Origin of the sequence: Mycobacterium kyorinense, from assembly GCF_002101735.1 — a bacterium.
In the GTDB taxonomy this organism is placed as follows: domain Bacteria; phylum Actinomycetota; class Actinomycetes; order Mycobacteriales; family Mycobacteriaceae; genus Mycobacterium; species Mycobacterium kyorinense.
On sequence record NZ_LQPE01000120.1, the window covers coordinates 1 to 24,782 of the forward strand.

At 64.5% G+C, this 24,782-nt stretch carries 25 protein-coding genes; 14 read left to right on the top strand and 11 right to left on the bottom strand.

Features of this window, described 5'->3' with window-relative positions; all coding sequences use genetic code 11:
• Positions 1 to 494: zinc ribbon domain-containing protein (locus tag AWC14_RS14485; RefSeq protein ID WP_142281703.1), on the top strand; the 494-nt coding region annotated here is incomplete at its 5' end.
• Positions 491 to 1,630: an ADP-ribosylglycohydrolase family protein gene (locus tag AWC14_RS14490; RefSeq protein ID WP_084047257.1), complete on the top strand. Its 1,140-nt coding sequence runs from the start codon at positions 491 to 493 to the stop codon at positions 1,628 to 1,630. The genes AWC14_RS14485 and AWC14_RS14490, both read left to right, overlap by 4 nt.
• Positions 1,631 to 1,807: 177 nt before the next feature.
• On the opposite strand, the gene AWC14_RS14495 is transcribed toward AWC14_RS14490, so the two are convergent.
• Positions 1,808 to 2,764: a hypothetical protein gene (locus tag AWC14_RS14495; RefSeq protein WP_084031247.1), complete on the bottom strand. Its 957-nt coding sequence runs from the start codon at positions 2,762 to 2,764 to the stop codon at positions 1,808 to 1,810.
• A 255-nt stretch (positions 2,765 to 3,019) separates the two neighbouring features.
• Here AWC14_RS14495 and AWC14_RS14500 point away from each other — a divergent pair, with 255 nt between their 5' ends.
• From AWC14_RS14500 to AWC14_RS14545, 11 genes are all read left to right on the top strand, one after another.
• The gene (locus tag AWC14_RS14500) at positions 3,020 to 3,613 is read left to right on the top strand and encodes a hypothetical protein (protein WP_084031134.1); all 594 of its coding nucleotides are present in this window, start codon (positions 3,020 to 3,022) and stop codon (positions 3,611 to 3,613) included.
• 206 nt (positions 3,614 to 3,819) lie between these two features.
• Positions 3,820 to 4,416 (top strand): helix-turn-helix domain-containing protein, encoded by a 597-nt coding sequence (locus tag AWC14_RS14505; protein WP_083071750.1) that lies wholly within the window; start codon positions 3,820 to 3,822, stop codon positions 4,414 to 4,416.
• On the top strand, positions 4,413 to 4,871 hold the full coding sequence (locus AWC14_RS14510) for a hypothetical protein (protein ID WP_083071749.1): 459 nt from the start codon (positions 4,413 to 4,415) through the stop codon (positions 4,869 to 4,871). Before AWC14_RS14505 ends, AWC14_RS14510 begins: the two co-directional genes overlap by 4 nt.
• A 292-nt stretch (positions 4,872 to 5,163) precedes the next feature.
• The gene (locus AWC14_RS28245) at positions 5,164 to 5,469 is read left to right on the top strand and encodes a hypothetical protein (RefSeq protein ID WP_139800214.1); all 306 of its coding nucleotides are present in this window, start codon (positions 5,164 to 5,166) and stop codon (positions 5,467 to 5,469) included.
• 641 nt (positions 5,470 to 6,110) lie between these two features.
• A complete protein-coding gene (locus tag AWC14_RS14515; protein WP_084047218.1) occupies positions 6,111 to 7,148 on the top strand; it encodes a DUF4878 domain-containing protein in 1,038 nt (345 codons plus the stop codon).
• Positions 7,149 to 7,205: 57 nt separating this feature from the next.
• Positions 7,206 to 8,213, top strand: a complete 1,008-nt coding sequence (locus AWC14_RS14520) for an AAA family ATPase (protein ID WP_084024928.1) — start codon at positions 7,206 to 7,208, stop codon at positions 8,211 to 8,213.
• 4 nt (positions 8,214 to 8,217) lie between these two features.
• A complete protein-coding gene (locus AWC14_RS14525; protein WP_084264261.1) occupies positions 8,218 to 9,090 on the top strand; it encodes a DUF58 domain-containing protein in 873 nt (290 codons plus the stop codon).
• Positions 9,080 to 9,553 carry a hypothetical protein gene (locus tag AWC14_RS14530; protein ID WP_095956127.1) on the top strand — a complete coding sequence of 158 codons (474 nt, stop codon included), beginning with the start codon at positions 9,080 to 9,082 and terminating at the stop codon, positions 9,551 to 9,553. The genes AWC14_RS14525 and AWC14_RS14530 overlap by 11 nt, the downstream gene beginning before the upstream one ends.
• Complete coding sequence (locus tag AWC14_RS14535) at positions 9,544 to 10,635, top strand: hypothetical protein (protein WP_084264259.1); 1,092 nt, start codon at positions 9,544 to 9,546, stop codon at positions 10,633 to 10,635. The genes AWC14_RS14530 and AWC14_RS14535 overlap by 10 nt, the downstream gene beginning before the upstream one ends.
• Positions 10,632 to 11,693 carry a vWA domain-containing protein gene (locus AWC14_RS14540; protein WP_084264258.1) on the top strand — a complete coding sequence of 354 codons (1,062 nt, stop codon included), beginning with the start codon at positions 10,632 to 10,634 and terminating at the stop codon, positions 11,691 to 11,693. The genes AWC14_RS14535 and AWC14_RS14540 overlap by 4 nt, the downstream gene beginning before the upstream one ends.
• Positions 11,690 to 12,649, top strand: coding sequence for a tetratricopeptide repeat protein (locus tag AWC14_RS14545; RefSeq protein ID WP_142281704.1), 960 nt, complete (start codon positions 11,690 to 11,692; stop codon positions 12,647 to 12,649). Before AWC14_RS14540 ends, AWC14_RS14545 begins: the two co-directional genes overlap by 4 nt.
• A 258-nt stretch (positions 12,650 to 12,907) precedes the next feature.
• On the opposite strand, the gene AWC14_RS30215 is transcribed toward AWC14_RS14545, so the two are convergent.
• The 9 genes from AWC14_RS30215 to AWC14_RS14595 all read right to left on the bottom strand — a co-directional run bounded on the left by AWC14_RS30215 (position 12,908) and on the right by AWC14_RS14595 (position 22,040).
• On the bottom strand, positions 12,908 to 13,471 hold the full coding sequence (locus tag AWC14_RS30215; protein WP_084031143.1) for a WhiB family transcriptional regulator: 564 nt from the start codon (positions 13,469 to 13,471) through the stop codon (positions 12,908 to 12,910).
• Positions 13,472 to 13,653: 182 nt separating this feature from the next.
• On the bottom strand, positions 13,654 to 15,681 hold the full coding sequence (locus AWC14_RS14560; protein ID WP_139807277.1) for a hypothetical protein: 2,028 nt from the start codon (positions 15,679 to 15,681) through the stop codon (positions 13,654 to 13,656).
• Between the two features lie 1,070 nt (positions 15,682 to 16,751).
• The gene (locus AWC14_RS14565; protein WP_139807276.1) at positions 16,752 to 17,402 is read right to left on the bottom strand and encodes a hypothetical protein; all 651 of its coding nucleotides are present in this window, start codon (positions 17,400 to 17,402) and stop codon (positions 16,752 to 16,754) included.
• Positions 17,399 to 18,409, bottom strand: coding sequence for a C40 family peptidase (locus AWC14_RS14570; protein ID WP_084031140.1), 1,011 nt, complete (start codon positions 18,407 to 18,409; stop codon positions 17,399 to 17,401). Before AWC14_RS14570 ends, AWC14_RS14565 begins: the two co-directional genes overlap by 4 nt.
• A 35-nt stretch (positions 18,410 to 18,444) precedes the next feature.
• On the bottom strand, positions 18,445 to 18,810 hold the full coding sequence (locus tag AWC14_RS14575; protein WP_139807275.1) for a hypothetical protein: 366 nt from the start codon (positions 18,808 to 18,810) through the stop codon (positions 18,445 to 18,447).
• A 42-nt stretch (positions 18,811 to 18,852) separates the two neighbouring features.
• Positions 18,853 to 19,209, bottom strand: a complete 357-nt coding sequence (locus tag AWC14_RS14580) for a hypothetical protein (protein ID WP_085241329.1) — start codon at positions 19,207 to 19,209, stop codon at positions 18,853 to 18,855.
• 75 nt (positions 19,210 to 19,284) lie between these two features.
• Positions 19,285 to 20,541: a PPE domain-containing protein gene (locus tag AWC14_RS14585; protein WP_084031138.1), complete on the bottom strand. Its 1,257-nt coding sequence runs from the start codon at positions 20,539 to 20,541 to the stop codon at positions 19,285 to 19,287.
• A gap of 118 nt (positions 20,542 to 20,659) precedes the next feature.
• Positions 20,660 to 20,902 carry a hypothetical protein gene (locus AWC14_RS14590; protein ID WP_236723806.1) on the bottom strand — a complete coding sequence of 81 codons (243 nt, stop codon included), beginning with the start codon at positions 20,900 to 20,902 and terminating at the stop codon, positions 20,660 to 20,662.
• A 190-nt stretch (positions 20,903 to 21,092) separates the two neighbouring features.
• Entirely contained in the window at positions 21,093 to 22,040 is a 948-nt protein-coding gene (locus AWC14_RS14595) for an ESX secretion-associated protein EspG (protein ID WP_084031136.1), read from the bottom strand.
• Positions 22,041 to 22,107: 67 nt separating this feature from the next.
• On the opposite strand from AWC14_RS14595, the gene AWC14_RS14600 reads away from it, so the two are divergent.
• Complete coding sequence (locus tag AWC14_RS14600) at positions 22,108 to 22,845, top strand: hypothetical protein (RefSeq protein WP_084031135.1); 738 nt, start codon at positions 22,108 to 22,110, stop codon at positions 22,843 to 22,845.
• 50 nt (positions 22,846 to 22,895) lie between these two features.
• Here AWC14_RS14600 and eccE read toward each other — a convergent pair whose 3' ends face one another.
• On the bottom strand, positions 22,896 to 24,485 hold the full coding sequence (eccE, locus tag AWC14_RS14605) for a type VII secretion protein EccE (protein ID WP_084264273.1): 1,590 nt from the start codon (positions 24,483 to 24,485) through the stop codon (positions 22,896 to 22,898).
• Between the last annotated feature and the right edge of the window lie 297 nt (positions 24,486 to 24,782).

Consider the following 24,782-nt stretch of genomic DNA (forward strand, 5'->3'; position numbering starts at 1 on the left):
ACCTCGACGTGGCCGCCATGAAACGCAGCATGGGCCGGCGCGCCTACCGGCGGGCCGTCTGCGATGCGGCGATGGGTTTGGTCGGGCCGATGTTGGCCTACAAGACCGCCCGCCATGGCGCGGCGCTCACCGTGGCCGATCGCTGGTTCCCATCCAGCCAGATCCACCACGGCTGCACCACACCAGACGGCACGCCGTGCCGGCTGATCGGCAAAGGACGCATCGACAAACTGCTGGTGTGCCCGCACACCAGCGAAGTGGTCGACCGCGATCGCAACGCCGCGCGCAATCTCCGTGACTGGCCGGATTACGCCAGTTGTGGTCCAGTCGGGACCACGGCCCCATCGGTACCCGGGCCAACCACATCGGTTGGTACAGACCATGGCGCGGACTCCGGAGCATCCGGTGCCCGCGGAGCATCCGTAAGACCCCGCCCACGCGGGGCCGGACGCGGCGAGGCCAAAAACCAAACCCCGCAAGGGGGCGCCGCATGAGCGTGCAACTCAAACACACTCAACGGCAACGGATCACGGGGCGAGAGCGATTCCGCGGCTGTTTGCTTGGTGGCGCGGTGGGCGACGCGTTGGGCGCGCCGGTCGAATTCCAGTCGTACGAGGAAATCTTGGCGCAGTTTGGGCGCGCGGGCATCACCGCGTACGCGCCGGCCTATGGGGGTGTCGGCACGATTACTGATGACACCCAGATGACACTGTTCACCGCTGAAGGGCTACTGCGGTACTGGGTGCGTGGATGCATGCGTGGCGTGTCGACGCACACCGGTGTGACAGCCAACGCCTACCTGCGGTGGCTGCGCACGCAGGGCGAAGCGCCGGTACACGCGATTGGGGTGGGTGAGCCGTTCGGCGAGGGTGAACCGGGTTGGCTCTACCAGCAGCATCAGCTTCATAGCCGCCGCGCGCCCGGTAATACCTGCATCGCAGCGCTTCGAGAAATGCGCGCCCTTGGCGCGGTTGCAGTTAACGACAGCAAGGGCTGCGGCGGGGTGATGCGGGTAGCGCCGGTAGGGCTGTTTGTCTCGCGGCTGCCGGATGGTGGTGTGCAGCAGGCGTTCGATATGGCGGTCGAGCTGGCGGCCCTGACACATGGTCACCCCACGGGTTCGTTGTCCGCCGGGGTGATGGCCAGCATCGTGTATCAGCTGGTCGGCGGCACTACGCTCGTCGATGCTGTAGCTAAGGCGAAGCGCATCCTCGCTGACTACCGCGATCATGACGAAACGCTTTACGCGCTCGAGGCCGCCGAGGCCGCGGCACGGGACGGTCGACCGGGCCACGACGCCGTAGCTTCCTTGGGGCAGGGTTGGGTAGCCGATGAGGCATTGGCAATTGGGATCTATTGCGCGTTGGTCGCTGATTCGTTTTCAGATGGCGTGATCCTGGCAGTCAATCACGACGGCGACACTGACTCCACCGGATCGATTGCCGGCAGCCTCCTCGGAGCGAGCCTGGGCGTGGACGCCATTTCAGCGAAATGGCTTAGGCCACTGGAGCTTGGCGACGTCATTAGCGAAATCGCTGACGACCTATTCGACTACCCCGACTGGATTCTCGCAGAAGACTGTCCGGATGAGCAGACCAGGCGCATCTGGCGTAAGTATCCAGGATATTGATCGCCGAGAGTTCGCGATTCAATTGACTCGTTGAGTGACCGGCCCGACCATAAAGTCCACCGTGATCTAGCTCAGGTTCGCGTCCAAATCACAGGCTGCGCAACCATTGTGGGGCTAGTCATCATGCTGATGGTCGTGGCGGCAACGTGACGTGGAACGCGGGCGGTTTGGTCCACGTCACGCCGACTTGCGGGCCTGAAGGTCGGCCAGGTTGGACAACACTGTGCTGAGCCCGTTCTGGCGCAGACCCGCGTCGCGGAGTTCGAAGAAGTGCGGCTGCGCACGATCACCGTCGATCGTGGTTCCGTTGGGTCGGCGGTTGGGATCTTTATGCACCACGATCAGTCCGAATTCTTCAAGCCGGGCGTGGGTGTCCCATACCGCGCGTGAGAGGTCGTACTGCAGCAGGCGGTTGCGTCCTCGGATGTGGAGTTTGTCCGGGGGCAGTGAGGCATCGGGGCGCTGCGACAGGTCTCGCAGCATCAGCCACATGGCGATTTCGGATTTACTTAGAGCGTGCACCCATCCGTTGAGGAAGAACTCGGGCGGTATTGTCACAACTCTGGCGGTGCTGCGTGGCGGTGTGTATCGCTTGGCGCCGGCCGCGGTGGGGCGGGCGTCCTCGTTGAGGTGCACGGTGTTGAATCGTGGCGCGCCCTTTCGGCCTCCTGTGGGGAGCTCGGCCAGTCCGAGTCTGTCGAGCTGGATGAAGCCGCTGCGGATTTGGCGCTTTCGGTTCTCCCGGGAGTTGCTGTTGTAGGTGGATTCCTCCGATGGGTTGTGTGAGCCTGGCACGGCGAGAAGGTCTACCAGGCCGATCGGGTCGGTGTCGGAGCCGTCGATCTTGATCTTTAGTAGTGCGCCTTTGCCCAGGGTCTTCCGGGGTTGGGTCTGGGCCAGGAAGATCAAGGTGATGCACAGCTGTAGAGCGATCCCCTTGGTGAGGGCGGCGAGCGCCGCCAGTGGGGGTTGGCGTGGCAGCACCGGCTTGGGCCGGTCGACCAACGTGGCGGGGTCGTAGTCGAGGTCCTCGGTCAGGGCTGTAAGTCGCCGAATGAAGCCGGGGCGCAGCCTGATGTCGTCGACGAGTTCTGAACCTGCGCAGTGCGCCAGGTTGGACCGAACTTTCTTCATCGATCGGTCGGTGCCCGGCGCGCAGCGTCTCTAGGCGGTCGATTCGCTCCTGCACGATGTCGCGGGGCGGGGGTCGATCATCGTTGGCCGGCGTGTTCTCCGCTGATTCCACGGGTGCCACGCTACCCAATCGCGACGTTTTCCAGAAAGCGGATTGTCGGTCCTAATAACCTGCTTCGTAGTTTCAGTTCTCCGTCTGACTTGAAGTCGAGGCAGGGCCTCAGCGGATCGGCGGTGGGACCAACAGGGGACGATTTGTCGGGTCCGTTCAAGGAGCTCATTCAGAACCAGGCAAAAATTCTTCGCATAGATCTCCGGGACGACAACTACTGGTGGTCAACGAGGATGTTCCTCGTCGCGGCCCTCGCGCAGGACTACACCCAGGTGGAGGCATTGGTTTTCGTCCGATCGGGCAACGAGCAGAACTTCGTCGGCATCGCCGCACCACGCGATGTCCGCAGGCGGCTTGCGAAGAACTTCGCCGCCGACAACTATGAGTCCGCCTATCGCAAAGCTCGTGCGGCCGTGACGGACGCCCTGGAAGACCACAGTAGCGGGGTGAGCGCGATTCTCAACAACTGGCAATACGCGGTGGATCAGACGCTGGGTGACGAGGGGTACATCAGCCACATTGTCAGCAGCAGCAAACTGCGGCTATGGATGCGCGGCGATCTCGACACACAATCAGTGCCCGCCGGTCCACTCACCGCGCACAGGCAGTACCGAATCATCGCCCATGATCGACGCTATGTTGCCCTGACGAACGGCATCCGGCTCGAGGGGGTCGTAGACCGTGACGAGCTCGTTGTCGCAGCACAAATGGAGCGAAGGGTCGGCGGAGCGTCGTAGCCGTTACGTCGCGCCGGTAGTGGCGCGCAAGAGCCGCTTGACGGCGCGACAAAACCGGACCGCCTATTTTGCCATCGCGGCCGATGCTAACCCCGCTTGACCAGTGCTCTTCTTGGTGCTGCCACCGACGAGACGACGACACACACACCGTTTCGGAAGAAACCACATGATTGACACTTCCCTTTTATGGGTGATATATTCCGTTTATGCGTAGTGAAGCCCCTTCGTTGATGCCGATCTTCCGGTCTCGCCATCAGGCCGAGTTCCTCGCCCAGTTGCTCACCCACCCCGGCGAGGAATACTCCCTGTCGGAGCTGTCCCGCGCCATTGGTGTACCGCTGACCACGTTGCATCGTGAAGCGGAGCGGCTGGCCGCCGCCGGGTTGATCCGGGAGCGCAAGTTGGGGAAGAACCGGATGGTGTCGGCGAACACCGACAACCCAGCTGCTGCCCCGCTTACCCAGCTGCTCAGCCTGACCTTCGGCCCCGTCGCGGTGATCGGCGAAGAGTTCGGCGGCATCAACGGCGTCGAGGCCATTGTGATCTTCGGATCCTGGGCGGCCCGTTATGCGGGCGAACCGGGCCTGCCTCCCAATGACATCGACGTGCTCGTCATTGGCGAAGCCGGCCAGTTCGATGTGTTCAGCGCGGCCGACCGCGCCCAGCAGCGCCTCGGCGTCGAGGTCAACCCGCAGCAGTGCAGCGCCGAACGGTGGGCCAACCCGGGCGACGATCCCCTCATCGGGGAGATCCGGCGACGGCCTCACACCGTCGCGTTTCAGCGTGACGGGGCACACGCATGACCGGGTGGGCGACCGGGCGTCGTGAGATTGCCGACCTGCTCGACCGCGGTCATCTCGACAAGATCACCGGGGAAGCGGCTAACGGCGACTACCTGCTCGCCCAGGCACGCCAGCGGCTTGACAGCGCCCACACGGTCTTGTCCATCGACCCTGTCGGCGCGTTCGAACTCGCCTACGACTGTGTGCGCACCACCGCCGCCGCGCTGCTGACCCAGCAGGGACTGCGCGGGAAGAGCGCTGGTGGCCACGCCGCGATCTGTTTGGCCGTGCGCGCCCAGTTCGGTGAACGGTTCGACTTCTTCAATGTAATGCGCCGGGTCCGCAACAAGCTCGAGTACCCGCGCGACCCGGATGACCTTCTCATCTCCGAAGCTGAGGTGCAGCAGGCGATCGCCTACGCCGAGGAAACACTGGACGCCGCAGGGCAATTGCTACCCCTTCTCGAGATCTGGTAGGTGCGCTGCCGCGGCACGGCCAGGCCGCCGGCGTCAAAGCCGGCCCCCGATCCGGCCTCGCGCCCTGCCTTGGCCGCCGCCCGCGCCAGCCCCTCTGTGTTCACCGGCGTTGCCGCGGAGTGTGTTGTGCCGACCATAGGCCAGCTCGTGGTCGCAAACAGGCCGGGCGGCGCTGCGGTGGCGGCTGTCGCTGAAATTCCCGCCGGTACCAGCGCTATTGGACACCAAGAAAGTACGCAACAGTGCCACAGAGATACGCTCCTACGGGAAACCGTCCCGTAAACTCAAGTTTATGGCGCACGCGAAGCAGCCCACGCCGGAGCAAATTCCGGTGCTTGAGGACCTCCATGAGGCTTCCCTGCTACGTAACTTGGCCTACAGCTTGTACCTTTCGACGTTCACGCGTGCGCTAGATGCCGGGGCCGGGCCGAGTCTCATCGCCCGTTACGCCAAGATCACCCCACAAGCCGCCAACAGCACCCGGAACCGGCTTGAAGCTGTACCTCCGGACGATGACGCACCAGATACTGTCGACGAAGTCCTGCGCCGCCTGAAAGAAAGTCCGCCGCCCGCCCGGCCACGGCGCCGCCGCCGCTGACGACCCCCGGTGTCGTAACACTAGCCCAACACCTGTGACCGAGATGCTGGTGGCGCCCACGACTCGTGCCAGGCTACGGACATCGATGGGCTGAATGGTGCTGCAGGTTGGCCCATAGCTTGGGGTTGCGCAGTTGGTATCTCGCTACGGATCAACCAGCCGCGCTTGCGCAATCTAGGCGGCATCGACCTGCGGCGATAGGGTTAGGTCCGTTCTCGCTACAGCTCCGCTACACATAAGTGTTGCTACTGCTACGGTTTGTGTGGTTGAATCTGTTGCACTGGGGCCATGAATGAGCGGCTCCGAGGTGGCCGCAGATACGGCAAGATTAGCGGAGACAGGCCGCTGCCGACGGGTTACCGAAGCGAAGGTCCTCGATTGCCTGAAAGAGGTTGGTTGTGACTGATTGGTCAGGTCGCGGTGGCAGTGGATACGGCGGCGGATACGGCGGCCCTAACCCGGTCGGTCCGGCCGGGCAAGCCGGTCCGGTCGATCCGAACGAAACGACGCAAGTCGCGCCCCCCGGCGGGCAGCGACCGCGCCAGCAGCCTTCCCCGACCCCTCGGCCGTGGTCGGGGACCCCGGGCCCTCAGCCGTGGCAACCCACCCCCCAGGGGCCCGGCCCAGGCCCCGCGCACGGTGTGAGTGCAGGATTCGGTGCTGCGCCGCCGGCGTACGGGCCCGCGGGCCCGGGACCGTTCGGACCGCCTCCGCGGCGCAACCGCAAACCTTTGTTCGTCACGTTGGGAGCCGGGGCGGCGGTGCTGATCGTCGTCAGCATCGTCTTGGTGATCACCTTGGCAGGCGGCAACGGACCCGGCGGCGGAGGCTCGGCCGCCGACACTGTCAAAGGCTATTTGGAGGCATTGGCCCGCGGCGACGCCGAAGCGGCGCTGTCCTACAGCGATGATCAGCCGGCCTCAAAAGACTTCTTAACCAACGACATCCTCAAAAAGCAGATCGAGAAGTGGCCGATCACCAATATTCGGATCCTCAGCGACGATTCGGGCGGGTCGTCGTTGGGAATGGGTCAGGTGCATGTTGCGGCGAACTTCGGCGACAAGGTCTCCGATGCCAACTTGAGGGTCAAACGCACCAACAAGCGATGGTTTTTGGAATCGGCGGCGATCAAGTTGCAGCCCACCCCGGGCAGTGCGTCCAACGCCTCCGATAAGACCTTGACGGTGTTTGGCAAGCCAGTCGGCGACAACACCACCTACGTATTCCCCGGCTATGTTGACGTCGGCAGCAATGACCCTTATCTCGGGGTGAAAGCCAAACCACTGCTGCTGGATTCACTGACCTCATACACGCCGTGGCTGCAGGCCGAATATTCCCTCAACGACGCCGGCAGCAAGGCAGTCACCGACGCTGTGGCTTCCGCGTTCGCGGCGTGCCAAAAGTCGAATCTGCTCAAGCCGCCAGACCCGTGTCCACTCGAGGGACTCGATCCTGTGGATTATGTTGAGGGAACGGCGCGTTGGGGTCAGGCCGATCTGAGCCAGGTCAAGTCCCAAGGATTCGACCAATACCACCTCAACGTCATGTTTTTCGGTCAGGTCACCATACCGGTGACCGTGCAATCGAAGTCCGGCGGCACACGCGAAGGCACCGTAACCCGGTTCCTCAACGGGACCGCCGACATCTCCAAAGTTCCCCCGGCGCTGAACTTCAGATAGCCCAGCCCAAAAACCTCTAACTACTGAATTCCCCTGACACGCTTGAAGAAGGTGCCAATGACTACAACACGCGTGCAACAACCCGGTGAAGATCAAATGCAAGGCGCGCAGCGCGCCCTTGCCGCGCTGTCCCAGGCGTTCGCCGCCAAGGTGGTCGGCCAGGACAATCTGCGTGAAACGCTGCTGATCGGCTTGCTGGCCGGCGGCCACATCTTGTTGGAAAGCGTTCCCGGACTTGCGAAAACCACCGCTGCCCGGGTGCTGGCCGAATCCGTCGACGGCAAGTTTCAACGCATCCAGTGCACCCCAGACTTGTTGCCCAGCGACATCATCGGCACTCAGATCTACGACTCGGCGACGAGTTCGTTTGTGACCCAACTGGGCCCGGTGCACACCAACATCTGTCTGCTCGACGAGATCAACAGAAGTAGCGCGAAAACCCAGAGCGCGATGCTCGAAGCGATGGAGGAACGCCAAACCACCGTCGCCGGCAGAATTCATCCAATCCCCGAACCGTTTCTGGTGATCGCCACCCAAAACCCCGTCGACCAGGAAGGCACCTATCCGCTCTCGGAAGCTCAGAGCGACCGGTTCATGCTCAAAGAGATCGTGCGCTACCCCTCCCCCCAGGAGGAGGTCGAGGTGATGTCTCGCATCGACGCTGGCGTCTACAACAAGCACAACCCCGCACGCCGCGTCGTCAATCTCGACAACATCCGCTGGCTCCAACAGGTGGTCGCAGCCGTGCACATGGATCAGGGGCTCATGGCCTACGCCAGCCAGCTCGTCGCGGCCACCCGGCCACAGCAATACAACATGCTGCCGCCGCACCTGGCGCGGGTCGTCGAATACGGAGCCAGCCCACGGGCCACGATCGCGTTCTGCAAGGCCGCCCGCGCCTACGCGGTGCTGCGTGGACGCAACTACGTCATTCCCGACGACATCGCCAAGGTCGCCCACCGGGTGTTGCGGCACCGGCTCATCCTCGGATTCGAAGCGGCCGCCGCCAACATCACCCCGGAGACCGTCATCGACGCCGTGTTACAGGCCGTCCGCATCCCCTGACGGCATGGCCAAGTACCTCAACAGCGCGAAACTCTACTTCGGCACCCGCACCAGCGGGCTGCTCGAGGGAGGCCGCTACGCGCTGCTACACACCCGCACCCTCGAATTCGACGACCTGCGCCCTTATGTGGCCGGCGACGACGTCCGCGACATCGACTGGAAAGCCTCGGCGCGCTCCGGCTCGGTTCTGATTAAGCGGTTCGTCTCCGAAAAACACCACAAGATCCTTTTGATCGCCGACGCCGGCCGCAACATGAACGCGCTTGCTCCCAGTGGGGAATACAAGCGCGATATCGCCACCCACATCATGGGCGCGATCGGGCTGATCACACTGGGGCGCTCCGACGAAATCGGGCTCGTGTACGGCGATTCACGCGGATCAGCCAACACCCGCAACCGCCGCGGCGAAACCCATATCGAATCGCTGCTGGACCGCTTCTACACCCACACGCTGCACCAGCCGGGCTCCAGCGACATCGTCACCCAACTGCAGTATGTCGCAACCGGTTACCGCCGTCGGATGCTGATCGTCGTCGTCTCCGACGAGCCCGACACCGATGATCGGCTCGCCGATGCGCTCCAGCAGCTTTCCGGCCGCCACGACCTGATGTGGGCCATGGTTTCTGACATGCCGGCAGTCGGTTCGTCTGAGACGGAGCTCGACGGATACGACATCAACACAGGGGCATTCGTGCTCAACGGCGCCACCCTGGGTCCACGGGTCATCGCCGCCTACCGCCGCACCGAACAAGCCCGCTTGGCAGCACTGGACACGTTCATGACCGAACGATCCATCCGCTACACCCGCATCGGCGCCAGCACGCAAATCCGCACGCAACTGGTCGGGTTAACCGAGGACTTCAGCCATGCCAACTGACTTGCTGCGCTACATTTCCGGCCCCACCCCGTACCCGATGTTGTGGGCGCTGATCGCCGCAGCGCTCATTACCGCGCTGATCGGTTGGTACGCGGGGGTTTACGTGTGGACCTTGTCGCCGACAACACTGCGGAAAATCCGGGGACTATCGATACTGCATCGCAGACTGTTGGCCCGCCGGTTCGCCCGATCTGTCACTGCGACCACGAGCAGCTACCGCGCCGGCTCGATCACACCGGCGCAGGCCTGCACCGCCTACAGCCGGACCTTGCGCAGCTTCCTGCACGTCGCGACCGGCCAACGGGCCCAGTACATGCACACCGAGGACCTTGCCGGCGGGGCGCTGGCGCCGGCGGCGCCGCTGATCGCCGCGCTCAACGACGCCCGCTTCACCCCGACAGCCCATGTCGACGTCGAGCGCTTCGACCTGGCCGTCAAGGAGATGATCCGGTCGTGGACCTGAAATGGTGGCCGATCGCGGCCTGCGGTGTCGTGGCGCTGATAGCAGCGATCGCTGTCGCGTTGCTGGCACCCCTGCCAGCTGTTCGCCGGGTGCTTCGGCCGCTGGCACATGTCACCCGGCTCACCAACCTGCCTGAGTACGCCCGAGTGGCGCGTGCCCGGTTCTTGGCGCTGCTGGTGACTGCGGTGCTGTTGGCGGTGCTGTTCGCCTCAGCGGTCATCACCGCTTCCCGGCCTGTCGGGTTCTCCTCGGCCACACGCAATTTCGAGGCACTGCACCCCGAGGACATCATGATTTGTGTCGGCGAACCGGTGACCGATGCCGCCACCGCGGGGCTGCTGGACTACTTCGCGCAACGGATGAAAGCGTTCGACACCCAGCGCATCGGGTTGACCTCGCCGACCCTGCGGGTGGTGCCGCTAACGCGCGACTATGAGTGGGCCGCGCAGCAATTCACCAACTACGCCAACCTGTCGGCGCTGCAACGTGACATCGACGCCGGAAAACAGCTGCCGCCCAGCGACGTCGCTCAGTTGAGTAACGGCATCACCAGCTTTTCGCGGCAGATCAACTACACCGACTACGTGCGCTCGGTCGAGGACATCCTGGCGCTGTGCATGACCGGCTTTCCCGGTTTCGAGGACAAGAGCAGCCGCCGCCGCTCCGTGATCTATATCGGCTACAGCAGCATTCGCTCGGATACCGATCGGCGGCGGTCGCTGTTTTCCACCCAGACGGTCAAAGACATGGCAGCCCATGCGGGCATCCAGATCAACGCGATCACCCGCAGTGACGTCGTGACCGCAGCAACCCAGGGCTCGGATTCGCTGTCGTCGATCGTGGCCACAACCGGCGGACGGTTCAGCCGCTACAACCCCGCCGGCACCGGAGCCGGGCCCGGAACAACTGATGCAACCCTGACCGGGCTGCTCGATCGCATTCGCCAGCACCCACCCGACGTCGTACTGCCTAACGGAACGATGATCACTCGCCGCTCCTGGGACTACCCGAACCTCCCGGTGAGCATCTCCCTGATCGCATCCGCACTGTTGTGCGCCGCCCTGGCGGTGCTGCGCCGATGACATTCGAACCCGTTCTGCCCGTATGGCTGCTGATCACTATCGGGGTCGTGCTGATCGGCATCCGCATGATCGCCCTCTACCGAGTCCTGGTGCGCACCGGGCCCGGCCGGTACCGGACCGTCGTGCTGCGATGGGGCGGTCTGACACTGGCGGTACTGATGTTGGTCGTGGCCGCGGCCAGGCCAGGGCTGGAAGCCGCCGACACCCATCAGGGCACCCAGCCGCCTAGCACCGCGGCAGCTTCGGCGGCCAATCTCAATGTCTTCATCGTCGTCGATCGCTCTGTCGACTCCCGGGTCGAGGACTTCGCCGACCACAAATCGCGGATGGCCGGCATCCGCGACGACGTTCTCGCACTGATCGACCAGTACCCGCGCGCCCGCTTCTCGGTGATCGAATTTGCGTCCAAAGCCGCGCAGCTGTGGCCACTTTCGGCTGACGTGTGGAGCCTCAAACCGCTGATCCAGGGCCTGTCGTCGTATACCGAGGTTCCCGAAGACGCGATGTACCGTGTTGATGCCGGCGCAGCCAACGACATCTTGCACCAGAAACTGACTCAGGCCCGCAACCAGTACCAGGGCTCCAAAAACGTGCTGTTTTATCTGGGTTCGGGAGCTGGCGGGTCGCGTGCTCGCCAAACTGGTTTCACGCTCGGTGATTTGGTTGCCGGTGGCGCGGTCCTGGGCTACGGCACCCCGGCCGGCGGGCCGATCCCGCGCGGCTACATCGGCGGCAACCTGGCCTACATGGCCGACCAACAAAGCGGCGCCCCGTTGGTCAATGGGCTGGGCGAAGACACCCTCAAAAAGCTCGCCGGGCAACTCGGTGTCACCTACTACCATCGGGAGACAGGCCAATCCATCTCCGCGGTGGTGCCCGCGGTGACCGCCGCTCCCGCCCCGGATGCCAACCCCGTTGTGGCGTCTCGCACCGTGGAGCGCACCGAACTGTACTGGCTGTTCAGCGCCCTCGCGGCCGTGCTGGTGCTCATCGAGATCTACTTGACCATACGCGACTACCGCCGCACCCGAATGGCACGTCAGGACGTGAGGCCATGATGCTACGAGCTGATCCGCGACCATGGGCCCGGCGCACACTGTCGCGCGCCCGTAGCTGGTGGCGCCGCGGCCCCACTCGGGCGCGGCTGCGCCGGCGCCTGGTGGTGTACTCGGTGCCCGCCGCGCTGCTGCTGCTCGTGGCGACCGCCAAAATGATTTCGGTGATGCTGGTAGGGGGCAGCGCCGTCGACGACTTCGCCCGCCACGACACCGAAGCACTGGGCGCCGACATCAACGCCCTATCGGTGCTGAATGTCATTGAGCCGCAGAAAGTCACCTTCGACCAAGCAGACCTGGCCGTCCTGGAGGGGCGCATCGAGGACGCCGAACACGCCTTCAGCTCCGTGCTGGCCCGCACGCCGGCCGCCGACTCCTGCACCGTGCGGGTAAACCTCGAGCTGGTCCGCGAAACCCTCGGCGATCTAGCTGCACGAGCCGGCGACAAAGAGCTGGCGCGGCAGCGTTACACCAGCGCCCTCGACGTCGTCAACGCAGCACCGGCGCACTGCTTCCAGGCCAACAACGACCCCAACCCCGACCGGGGCCGCATACGCAACGCCACACCCGAACGGCTCAACGACAAACTCGAATCCCTGGACCGGCCGCCGGCCCCGCCACCACCGCCGCCCTCAACAGTCCCGCCACCAGACTCGTCCGCGCCGCTGACGCCCTCAACGGCGCCCCCCGAGCCCCCACCCGGCGGCCCGCCAACACCAGAGGCACCCACCCCGCCGCCACCACCACCGTCTGCGGGCGGACAAACACCCGTATTCGGGCCCGGCGCCGGTGCCGGATCCGCCGGCCCGGGCACACTCAACGACGTCGACCCCGACCGACTTCCCAGCCAAGGCGGAGGAGGAAACCCCGGGCACGCCCTCGGCGGTGGCGGAAACCCCCTCGACAAACTCCAGGACACGCTGGCCAACGCCGACGCCACCGGCGCAAGCCGCGAATGAGTCGCCGCCGAAAAATGTGCGTTCGGGCCCGGTCCAGACCACTTAAGTTAGATGCATGAATGATGAGCCAGAAGCTGCGGAGCCGACCCGCAGCCCACTGTTCACCATCGCCGACGTCGCTAAATCCTGCGGCCTACCACAGCCGGCGATCGCCCAACTAGTTTCCCGGACATGGACTCCCCGCGGGTGGATGTACACAGCCGACCAAATCGCTGAAGCCATCATCGTCGCCGCAGCAATGCGACGTGGCGATGATGCCTAAAGCGCCTCGAACAGGCTTCTCCGACAATACCTTTGCACCGTGCGGCGACTGCACGCCAAGTAAGCTGCAACTTGATTGACGGTCAAACCCGACGCACGAAGACGCACCGCTTCGGTCGCGGGATCCTTACCGCCGCACACGTGAACAGTGGGCAATTTCAGATCCCGCGCAATCTCAGCACGATCGTCGGGCCCGACCCCGCCGTACCACCCTTCTCGTGCTTGTGGGTCTTCGGCCTGCAGGGCCAACGCCAGGCACCCCATCCGCACCGGGCATGTGCTGCAGCGGGCCGCCGATAGCTCGTCCAGGGGCCCATCTGGGTGGTAGAGGTTGGGGTCGATTCCGGCGCAGGCTGCCTCGGATAAGTCGATCGATCTGGGGTGTCGGACCAGATCACGCAGCTCGCGCTCGTGGCCGGCGAAGAAATACTCCGATTGCACTATGGACTCCAGCTTGCTGAGTAAGTCGCCGATGTCGGCTTCTGGTTGGGCGAGCTGGACGTTCCGGCGCACCCACTTGCTGTCTGCCGGGTATGAAACCCGGTGTGACACAAGCGGCATGGTGACTCTTGCCCGGCTCCGAGGTGTACCGACCCATCGGTGTTCTGGTCGGCGTAACGGCCCGGCATCAGTTGGTGCCGGTGAGGAAGGGCGTTCATCTCATGTCGCGTGTCCGCTAGTTGCGGGTCTGGGCGCTCCCGGACTGTATGGCGGTTCCGGGAGCGCCCAGATTTTGTGGTTGACTACGGGCTTACCCGCTCGTCGTCAAATTCCATGCCTAAACTCTCCGCGTCGACGTCATCGACAATGTCATCCTCGATGGCATCGTCGAATTCGGTTCCAGCATCCTCGGACTCGGCCTCGTTCTCGATGCCATGACGCTGAATCCCTTTTTGCTTCCAGATTGGGAGCCGTTCAAGCGTGTCGTAGAGGATATTTCGCCAGGCGTCGCAGTCAGCCCGGTCTGCACCGAGTGAATCAATCGCGGGGGTGCCATCCTCGGATCGGACTGCTTCCACCTTCCTAACTGCGGTTTCGACGGATTGGACGGCGGTTGCGAGCTCGCTCAGCGCGTTATCCAGCAGTTCGGCCGGGGTTTTCGGTGTCGGTACGGGCGCCGGCCCTTCACCCGCACGCGGGTACGTACGTCGAAGCATCGCATCCGATGCCAGGACGACAGCACCGTCCGGCTTCGTTGCCTCGCTTCCATTCTCATCGATGAACCGCACTTTGCGGCCTGCCGCAAAGTCGACCAGTGCTTGACGCAGCTGGCGCACACCTCGCGGGCTCATTCGCATCCGATCGATGACCTCACCCGGGTTGCGTCGGTCAGGCTGGTCGCTGTTCGTTGACCCCCGATCCGCGGTGAGCGCACCGGAGACAACAAGGGGATACGCGCTGCGTGCCGCCAGCTCGCGGGTCGCCGAGCCGGCGTTGCCCGAAACAACTTCGCCGTCGGCGGCCGCCGCCAACTCCTCGTGGTCGCGGAACGTCGCTTCCCATTCCTTCGCCAGCTCACCACTGAGCGCCTCTTTCAGATACTTCCGCGTCCGTTCCCGTTTGCGGGCATCCTCCTCCGCCACCGAACGCAAAACCAGCGAAGTGGCGATGTCGTGCAGCAGCTTGGTTGTGATGCGCTTGCGCGTGCTCTGACTTGTTATCGCAATCCGTATCGCCGCGTGGATATCTGGATTCTTATCGGTGAACAGGCGCACGATCGCCGCGGTCCTGATTGCGGGATCAGGGCTGAACCCAGCCTCGGCCGCCTCGTCGGGGGTAAGTTCGCCCAACAGCCAAAGGGCGTTACCGGTGGTAATCAGATCGCGGCGCTCAAGCTCCTCAATGACCGCATCGGCCAGCGCCTCATTCTCGGCGGCCTCCCCCCACGGCTTGGGGTAGTCAACGTGGCGAAGGGCCACAAGCGATTTCACCGCGACGGCAAAATCGCTGTGGGTGCCGTCGTGGGGCTCGAAACCCACGAGGAGCAACGCCGGCAGAGTCTCGCACCGCGCCCTCACTGCGCTGTCAGGGTCAACTTCTTCGGGGCGCCGAGAGTCGATTTCCTCGTTGAGCTTCCGGATCTGGCTTCGCAGCTTACGTTCGTCGCGAGCGTATGGCACATCAGCCGACCTGACCTCAAGCAGATCATGGACACACGCGCACCGGCTCGAGCCCTCGACAGTGACCGGGACTGTGACACTCGGGGTTCTGTCGGCGTGCTCGATGGTGGTCGCCGCGATCCACACCTCGGTCATAACTCCCTGGTTCCGGATCGACTCTCGCCAGTCGTTGTTGCTCAGGACGTAGTCGTGGGCCTGCTTGGCTGCCCACGCCTCATGCTCCTGGCTCAAGACGCGCTGTACCAGCTCCGGCCTACCGTCCGCAGCTGCCGTCGGTTCGGACAATGGCGCAAACCGAGTAGTTTCCGCCCGCCCAACAAGATTCGACGCCGGATGACGACGAGCGGGCCCAATGCGCGGATTCCGCGGATCAGGGATCACATAGCGCGCCCACACCTGGGCCCTGACCGCCAACAGAGCACCACCCGGTACGGGCAGGCGCTCGGGCGTTTCAATGGCGCGGCGAACCGTCGAGGGATCGACAGCCGCCACGGCGAGTGCTTGCGCAGCGTCTTCACCCATGTTGAACTGGTCAACCAACTTGTCCGCCAGTTTCCTGGTCGCGGCGGCAAGCGCCGGAGTAGGAAGCGGCTCGACTGGGCGCGGCAGAACTTTCTCAGCCGTGCTGACTGTAGGAATTGCGGAACTCATCGTAGTCTCCGATCTCTATTGGACATCCGGGTCCATCCCGGACGTTTTCCTTGTCCGGGGAGATCGGTTGTGATACCGCTCCGCTCTCCCCCTCGGCCGTCCGGACAGTTGCCCGATGTGACCGAGGCGGCATCAGCTGCGCACTGGGGTCTCCGAGATGTACCAGCGTTAGGTTTCCGCTGGCGTTGTCGCCCTTGCCGTGCAGCGAAGGTGAGAACCCGTGAGCGACTGGTGTCGCTGCGGCCAAGCGTAACAGCTCGGGGGTGACACCCACCGCTGCTGCGATCTAAACACCATCCTGACCAGGCATAACCCTGGCGCGCACCATAGCTTCGCCCGGTAACGGTTCACACCGAGCCTGGCCTGCCAGCGATGGCGGTCCACACGCACCGATGCGCCCGCAACCAACCAGCTGCCAAGATGAACTTCATGCACGTCGATGACATGAACCGACGCCGATGAGCCGCCGGCGCGCGGGCGTGGCACCGGCGGCTAACTAAATCTGGCCGTAGCGCCAGGCGGCAGCTTCGTCTCGTCGGAAAACACCCCCACGAAAAGGCTATGTCGAGGCAACCGACGCGTTCTTGCGGCAACACTCGCCCAAGCACGCGAGCGCCGAGCGGACACCGCTCCCCTGCGGCGCTAGCGCTCCCTCAGTGGGGTGGTTCAACATCGCCGAGGAAGTGCTGCCACTTGGTCTTGCTGAATCGGATGATCATTTGCTTGCGTCCTGTTCGTGGTTGTTGAGTCGAGCCGCGAGCCGTTTTGCGCATTGCTCGGCCCGCCAGGGTCGGCGGTGGTCATGTGGCCGGCCGTTTGGTTTTGTCCCGCATGGCCGCTCATGGTTTGCTCGCGCTCAAGCTGCTGCCGCACGCGCCAAATTGGTGGGTCTTTGAGGCATGGCGGGCACAGGTCAACGGCGTTCTCTCCGGGTGTCGAAAACCGACGCCAGCCGCGGTGTGCGTAACGATGTGCAGCTTGCGCCGTGTCATGCAACCCGTCGCGGGCGACGTAACTCATGTGCCTGATGCTCACGGCGTGAACTCCGTACCGATGATGTTGCGGCCCTGCTAATCGGTCCAGCAGGTCAACCGTGCGTCGATCAATGATCGTGCATCACGTAGGTAGGCTTCACGTATATCGGAGGGCAGTCTTAGCCACTGCCGCCCGTGCCGAAACGCCAGGACGGCGGCCACTGCGGTGGCGAATCGATCCCGCCGGACATGACCTGCCGCCGGCGGGGAACTAGCAACCGCCGGCGCGGGCGGAACGGGCGCAGGAGCTGTGACGCCGTGCAGCTGCTCGAATTCACGCATGTATAAGCGGCGCGCCTCTTCGGAGACGGTCACCGCAATCGATACCCATGCGTCCCAGTCTTCGGGGTCGAGGTTTTCCATCTCCGGCGACACATCGATACCACCGGCGAGATCCCAGCCCGGGTGCCGGGTATGAACGAAGTCGACCCACCATTGCATAGCCCGATCGAATTCGGCGGCTTCGACCTCAAGTCCTGGCGACGGGTCGGAGCCGGGCTCTCGATCTTCCCAAATGCGTGTCAAACCCTGATCGACAAGTGCCGCAGCATCTTTGAGGTATTCCGCTTGGGTCTGCTCGGGCAGGTACGCCCATGAGCTGCCGTGTCCTTCAGCTAGGTGCGCGGCGATCGCTGCTTCCAGCGCGGCCCGTTCTGAAAGCGGTGAGCCCACCCGGTCGGCGATCACGCGACCATCCGGCGGAACTCGCCGGGCTGCAGCGGGCTGATCTTGACCGTCTGGCCCGATGAAGGCGCCTCAGCGACCTGGCTGTTTCCGATGTACACCTGGACGTGCTCCGGCGGCCGGCCCGCTGATGCGGGAAAGAACAGGTCGCCCGGCTGCGCCTGGCTGGGGCTGATCGCAATGCCCTGCGCGTACTGCGCCTGCGAGCTGTGAGGGATGACGTGACCGGTCAACTGGTAGGTGATGTATTTGGCGTAGCCACTGCAATCGAACCCAACCTTGTTGTAGTCACCGGCCCGGTCAGCCGGGCCTCCCCCATCGGAGATACCCCGGGTCGGACCACCCACGTCGCCGCCGCCCCACGCGTAGGGAACACCCAGCGTGGCGCGAACCAGTTCCTGAACGCGGCCCCCTTGACCGGGCAGGGCCGCACCCATCGCCTGCGACGCGGGGCCACCATCGCCTAACGGATTGGTGGCGGCACGCTGTAATAGTTCGTTCAGCAGCGGCGAAATCGCACCCGCCGAACCCAGCATCGACTGAGTCGGCGCCGTCAAGGCTTGCGTCGGGATGCTCGGCAGCTGCGGCAAATTGGGGGCGGTCTGCGTGGTCGGCATCGGCGACTCGTAGGAGCCGGCGCCGACGAGCTTGGCCAGATCGGCGGCACTTAGCCGGGGGCCTTCGCGCCCCAATCCGCCCGGGCCAAGGCCTCCTTTTCTGCCGAGCGCACCATCTTTGAGGTTAGTGTCTAATCCGCCGGTCCGTTGAGCGTTGGTGCCGTCCTGGGCACCCAGGCCGTCGGAGGCTGACCTACCGGTTTGTGAGGTAGTCCCCGCGTCGGTAAGCGCCTGCTGGGAACTTGTGACTTGGTCTCCGACCGCGTCGGCGACCCGCGCATCCAGGCCGGCCGGGCCCGCCTGGGGCAGTGTGCTGCCGGCGGAGTCGAATTGACCGGCGAGCTTCGCCATTGTGCCGGCCGCCTCTTGTGGATTCAGCCCGATCTCGGTCATCGGCTCGTCCTCACTCGATCACGTCAGCGTTCGCGCTACAGATTGGCGATCTTGCTGGCGTGTGTTTGCTCATTACTTTCGAACGAGTCGGCCAGTCCCTGCAGCGCCTCGGCGTCGCGGCGCACATTGTCGCGGGCCTGCTCGACGTTCTTGAGCACCTTGCCGTTTGCGGTGTGCAGCGCGTCCAGAAGGGGCGAGAAGTAGGGCGCGGGACCGCCGCTAACGGTGTGGTCGGCTGCCTCGCGAGCGGTCGTGTCGTGTAGGTCCTTGATTTCGGGCAACAACGACTCAATATCCTCGGCCACTCCGTGCAGCGACGCCGCGACCGCACGCAACACATCCGGGTTCGCTTGGATGCTGCCGCTGCGTCCAGCCAGTCCAGGACTGTCTGAAGTCGACATTGCTTTCCCCCTTACTCTGCTGTTCTTAGGTTAACTGACTGATTACTGATACGCGGTGCGCGGCGCGGCCGGGGGCGGCGCCGGCGCGGCGGGGTCGCGGCCGGGCGCGGCCGGCACCGCGTGCGCTGGTTCGGCCTTGGTTAGGTAGGTCACCCACCGGGTCACCCCGCCGATGATGAGTATCAAGCCGATCAGCGATACCACGGTGTGGGCGTCGATCCCGACCGCGGGGTAAGCCATCGGGAAAGTGGCGATGTGCGGCTGGGCGGCGGCAGTCAAGATGTTCAGGCTTACCCACGCGCTCGACAACACGGGAATGTAGGCGCCGACAAACCATATCGCCAAGGCGAGCCGGACCGCCGCCAGCCACACCGGGCGGCTTCGTGCTGCGGTTTCCATAGTTAGCCAGCCTCCGCGGCAGATACCCTGCTACCGCGGTCACCAGCGCTGGGCATGTTCACTGCGCTGGTTGCCTCAGCGGTCGCCGAACAATTCATCGGCTTCGCTTTCTGACGGACCAGACAGCGACGCCTTCGTTTGCACAGCCATGATGCCGCTGGATTTACGGGTGCCGCTGGATTCTCCTGCCGCGTGCGCTGCCGGGGCCATTCCGCCGCCGCCATACAGTCCTCCACCGGATCCTGCGCCGGCGGGTGCGACGGCGAGTTCGGACTGCTTGGTCGATACGCCCGAGAACACAGGCTGGCTTCGTGGAGGCGGGCCGGAGGAGCCCATGTAGGCGCCAGAAGCCATCATCGCCCCGCCGAGGCCTCCACCGAAGCCGACCGGACCGACACCGGCCGCATCGCTACCCCCTGATACCGCCGTTCCACCGAACGCTGCGGTCGAGGGCCCGCCGATCCCGAAGGCGGCGGCGTCACTGGCGTTGAGGTTGCCTCCCATGTTTGAGATCAGCGAGGTGAACGGCGACATCAGCTGTTGCGCAGGGGAACCCAGCTGGCCGGCGGCACTGGCACCCTGCCCGAGAAGCTGACCGGGCGCGGAGAACAGCTGCCCGGCTGAACCCAGCAGGGAGGACATCGACTGACCGGGCCCTTCGGCACCGGTGGCAGCACCTTGCCCGGACTCGGCCACCGATTGACTTAGGCCCTGCATGGCACTTTGGCTGGCGGCGCCGACGCCGGCTTTGGCGGCGGCCTGGGCGGCAGCGTCGGCCAGTTGCGCTCCCGCGGCGGCCAGCGACGCTAGCGGCGGCGGCGGCCGCACCGGCTTGGGGATCGTGGCGGTGGTAACCGCCTCGTCGTAGGTCATCATCGTCGCACCGTTTTGCGCCCAAAAATCCCCGTACTGGCCGTTGAGGAACAGGATGAGGCCGCTGTTGATCCCCAAAAAGTTGGTCATCTCAGCGATCAGCTCCGAGGCGCGGTTGGCGTTAACGGCGGCCAGCGGAATCATGGAGCCCTGGCCGGCAGCGTAGGCCGTCGCCACCGCCTCACACGCCGCCGCGTTGGCGATCGCGGCGACTTCCATCTCCCCGAGCCATTCCATGAACTCCATCGCCGCAGCACCCATCGCCGTCGGCGCAGCACCTTGCCAGTTGACACCCATCACAGCCAGCTGACTGGTGAAGATTCCCATTGCCTCGACGACCATGGCACCAAATCCGAGCCACATGGTGGCCGAGGTCATCCAGCTTTCCGGGCCGGTGCCGGTTTCGAAACGCCCGGCGTTGATCTCCGGTATGTAGGCAGTCCAGGGCTCAACCGCCACGACATCCCCCTCCGATACCGTTCAACCGGCCCAGCGCCGAGCAGCTATCAGCGCGACCGCCCGCGCACGGTGAAGTGCAGCGCGCCACGGCCATTGACACCTGAATGGCGCTGGGACGTCAGACCAGTTGCGCGACCGCGTTGCCGGCGTCGGTCACCTCGGTCGCCGCGCTGGCCGAAAGGATGGCGCCGTTGAGCTCCATCATCTGCTCGATCCCGAGCGCGAACTGTGTGGCGAACAGCGCCGAACTTGCCTTCTGCTGGGCCATCGCCATTGCCGAGGCGCCCTCATTGCCGGCCGGCGTGATCGCTTGCGACGCCCCCTCATTGGCCGCAGCAACCCCGGCCAGCTCGGCTTGCATTGCCTGCAAAGTTCCGACCGACGCCGCTATACCAGCGAAGCTCGTCATCCCTACTACCGACATCGCGGTCTCCCTTCCCCCAGTAGGGCAACAAATATGGCTAACACAATATCGCATCAGTGCGTGTATGCGCGGCGCGAAACGTCAACCTCCCTGCCTTGATAGGCGCGGTTGCACCGTGCAGTCGCGCTCATCGCACCGTGATCGCGGCGGGATCGGCCGCGTCGAGGCCCTCGCGTATCGCCGCCACAGCCCGGGCCAGGCTTTCGGCCGAACCGGGTTCATAGGTCACCCAGGGCCGCTGGTCGACGGCGCGCACCGGATAGCTGACCACAATCCCGGTCTTGGTGCCGCCGAAAAACAGCACCCCAGCGGCGTTTTCATGTGCGGTGCTCCGGCCAGTGGGTGTAGCGCAGGTGACGGTGATCTGCGCCGCGGCGACGTTGTCCTGGCGAAGCAATTCGGCGATGACCGCTCGCGATTGCGTTGAGACTCCCGCCGACCGTAACTGCGCAGTGGTCGAGGACACCACCTTCTTGCGTTCCTTGGGGTCAGCAGTGCGCGGAGCGCTCAATTTCCGAGGACCGCTGTGCGGGGCGGGAATCGACACCCGCGGCATCGGATAGGGCCCCCAAAGTTGTGCCGGATCAAGGACAGTGAGCAGAATCTTCGCGATTTGGCGCTCAACGTCGCTGTCGCGCGGCCCTTCGACAGGGTCGCTGCTGATGTCGATGTCGCCGTTGGCTAGCACGGCGGTAGTGACCCGGTGCTCCAACACCGAGAACATAAACGTGGCCCGGGGAATGTCGCGCACCGCGTACTGCACGCCGTATTGGAAAAGCTCCTTGGGCAAGTCTGCGGTGATCGGCCGTCGCTCGTTGTAGAGCAGCACGATGCCCCACACCGCCCACTCGTAGTTGATCAGGCCGGTGAACAACTTTTCGGCCTCGGGATTGAGGGTTTCGGTAGCGCCGTCGACGATGCGCCAGCGGATCAGGTCCTGCCACAGTTGCGGGCCGAGGTCGGCGATCGGCATCGGCCCTAATTCCATGGGCAAGCGGTCCAGCAGACCGCGGCGATGCAGTTCTATCAGATGCCGCTGGTCGAACCGGTCGTGTCGCCAATCCCCCTCAGCCACAAGAAGAGCCTCCCCCGAGCTCGCGCCGAAACGACAACATTGCTAAACTTGAGTTTAACCTTTTGGTGTGGGTATTTCCTGGTTGGTCCGCGGCGTGCGGGCCAAAATGTCGGCCGCTGCTCCGCTGGCCGCCTCGTTGCTTCGCCCGGCGGCCGCTGCAGCGCCCCGACGCCGGCGCTGGATTGTCCTAGTTGGCTGCCTGGTTGCGGCCACAGCGACGTTTTCCGCGCTGACGCAAACACCGATCATCATCGCCAATACCGCCGCCGCGGCGCTGTTCGGTGTGTTCGACGAATCCGACGCCGACCAAGACAGTCGGCCGCCCAATATCTGCGCACCGATTCCCACCGCGACACCCACAACCATGGCTGCACCGAGCGACACGAGCACACCCGGCGCGACAACGGCAGCCCCCGACGCGCTCGGGCCTGACGGGAAACCCACACCGGCCACCATGGAAGTCATCAAACAGATACCTGTCGGGGCCGACGTCGATGTCGCCGCCGCGTGGATCCTGTTCCGCCTGGCCCACCCCCACGACACCCGGGTCGCCGACTACAAGGCATTCGACGACGCCTACACCTCCACCCGGGCGGCCATGTCCGCACAGGCCACCCCGTTGGATGTAGTCGCAACGATGGATCCCGGCGCCAACTACGCGCCCTACCTGCTGCTCGCTCAAGCCGCCGCCTACCGGTTGTTGCGGCAAGGCACGCTGTCGGCGACCGACCAGCAAACCCGCAACCTCGTCACGGAGTTGGCAATCAGCTGCGCCGGCCACGAGCACGCTCACGAGCTGGCCTGAGCCACAAAGACATCCAGCCCATCGATACGATGCCCGCGGACCGCGCGGTTTTACGAGGCGGTTGCGGCATGCCGCGGCGCGCGGGGCCGCAGGGTGAACACATTCTGCTCGGCGTTGGATACTGACCAGCGATAGCGCGTCTGCCCAGTCGGGGTTGTCAGCACGCACTCATCAGGGCCCGCGACGATGCCGTAGTCGATTCGCCGGGGCTCTGATGTCGTCCACACCAACCGAACCTGGTTGGGATGGGACTGTTTGGTCACTCCTTCTTGCGCTGTCACCACGATGTCGGCATCCGGGCGCCGGTCGTGGGTGGCGCCGATCCGGCGGGCGAACATCTGCCATTCCTCGCCGGGCAAGCTGATGTCGATACTGCGCCCGCTGGTCGCCAGCCGCAGCAGCAATTGCTGGCACAGCGCCGCGGGCGCAACCACGTAGAACGGCTCACTGCCCACTGTGAAGTTCACGAACACCTGTGCGCGGGTCCTGGTCAATCCGATGAACGTGCCGACACCCGCCGCGCACAACGGCATAGGGAATTCCTCTGCCTGGCTTAACGTCTTACCCGGCACCGCGCTGGTGGGTATCGTGCGCATGGCAGGAATCGCTGCGGTGAGAATGTCGCCCTGCTGCCCGTATTGGCGGCGCAGCCCGATCGCACGCACGGTACTAAGCGCCGACTTGTCGGTGTCGAGATATCCCACGTACATTTCGGCGTGATCACTGCCGTCACGGTTGCGGGTCAAGCGCAGGATCTGCAGGTTGCGATGGGTGTTGAGTTTCAACCATTCCCGGTAGCTGGCCGGCGTCCAGGCCGAGCGGATGGGTGTGAACATCGAGGCCCGCATCGCCTTAGCCCCGCACGACCCCCAGTGCTCATGGTCGAGCTGTTCGGTGAGGACCCCGCTGAACTGGCTCTGCAGCGCCGCGAGGTCGTCTTCGCTGAGAAGCCGTGCATTCCAACCCAATTGACTTAGCCTGCGCCGGATCCGTTCGGCGGCAATGGTGACGGTTCGGCTCAGCCCGACCGCGACACCGTCGTTGCCCTGGCGCGCGTAGACGCTGTCGAGTGATCGGTCCAGCGCGATGCTGACTTCCAGCACTGTCCTGCCGTACAGCAGCGCCCCGACCGGGCCGACTGCGGCATGGCAGACCGTCGCGAGCTGGGAGGGCTCATCGTATTTGTAGCCCAGCGTCAGCAATGTCACGTGGTCGCAGTGGATGTCGAACTGGGTTAGTTCCTCGCGGATGGCGTCGACGGGAATCCGCCGGATCGTGGTCTCCTGTTCGGCGCCGATGATGGTGGTTTCGTAGGGCTGGGGCAGCAATTCGATGTACACGCTGGCGCGGCGCCCATCCCAGGTGTGCCCGGTTGTCTCGGCGGCGAATAGCGCAATCTCATCGCGGGGACTGCGCTGAAACGTGAGTCGTTTCCACAGCCATCCGAGCAGGGTTCGTGACCGCAGCGTCACCACTGCGAGCGCCGCAGCGACGGCAGCCGCCGCCGCGGCGATCTCGATGACCTGGTGCCCGGGCCGGTTCACCAGCGCGGCGGCTAGAACGGCGATCATCGTGACCACCGCCAGGAACCACAGATTGGTGGATCGGAACTGCAAGCCCCAGAGACGATCTCGATTCATCAAGAGTCCGATCTGCGAGTAGCGAACACTGTCAGGGCGACCACGGCCAACACGGCAACTGTGGCGCCGAGCGCGATCAGCGACACGTTGCGGGCGGTGTTGTCTTTAGCGGGTGGGGGTTTGGGGGCCGGCGCCGCCACGCTTGGTACGCCGGGAGCCACGATGTCCCCGCGCGGCACATCAGCAGTCAGAGCAGCTTTGGCGTCGATGATGCCCGCGCCTAAGAGTTGACCCGTATTGGGTCATGCAGCGCCAATCAGCTTGGGGGCTGGTTGTTTTCGGCTGGGCCCGCGACCG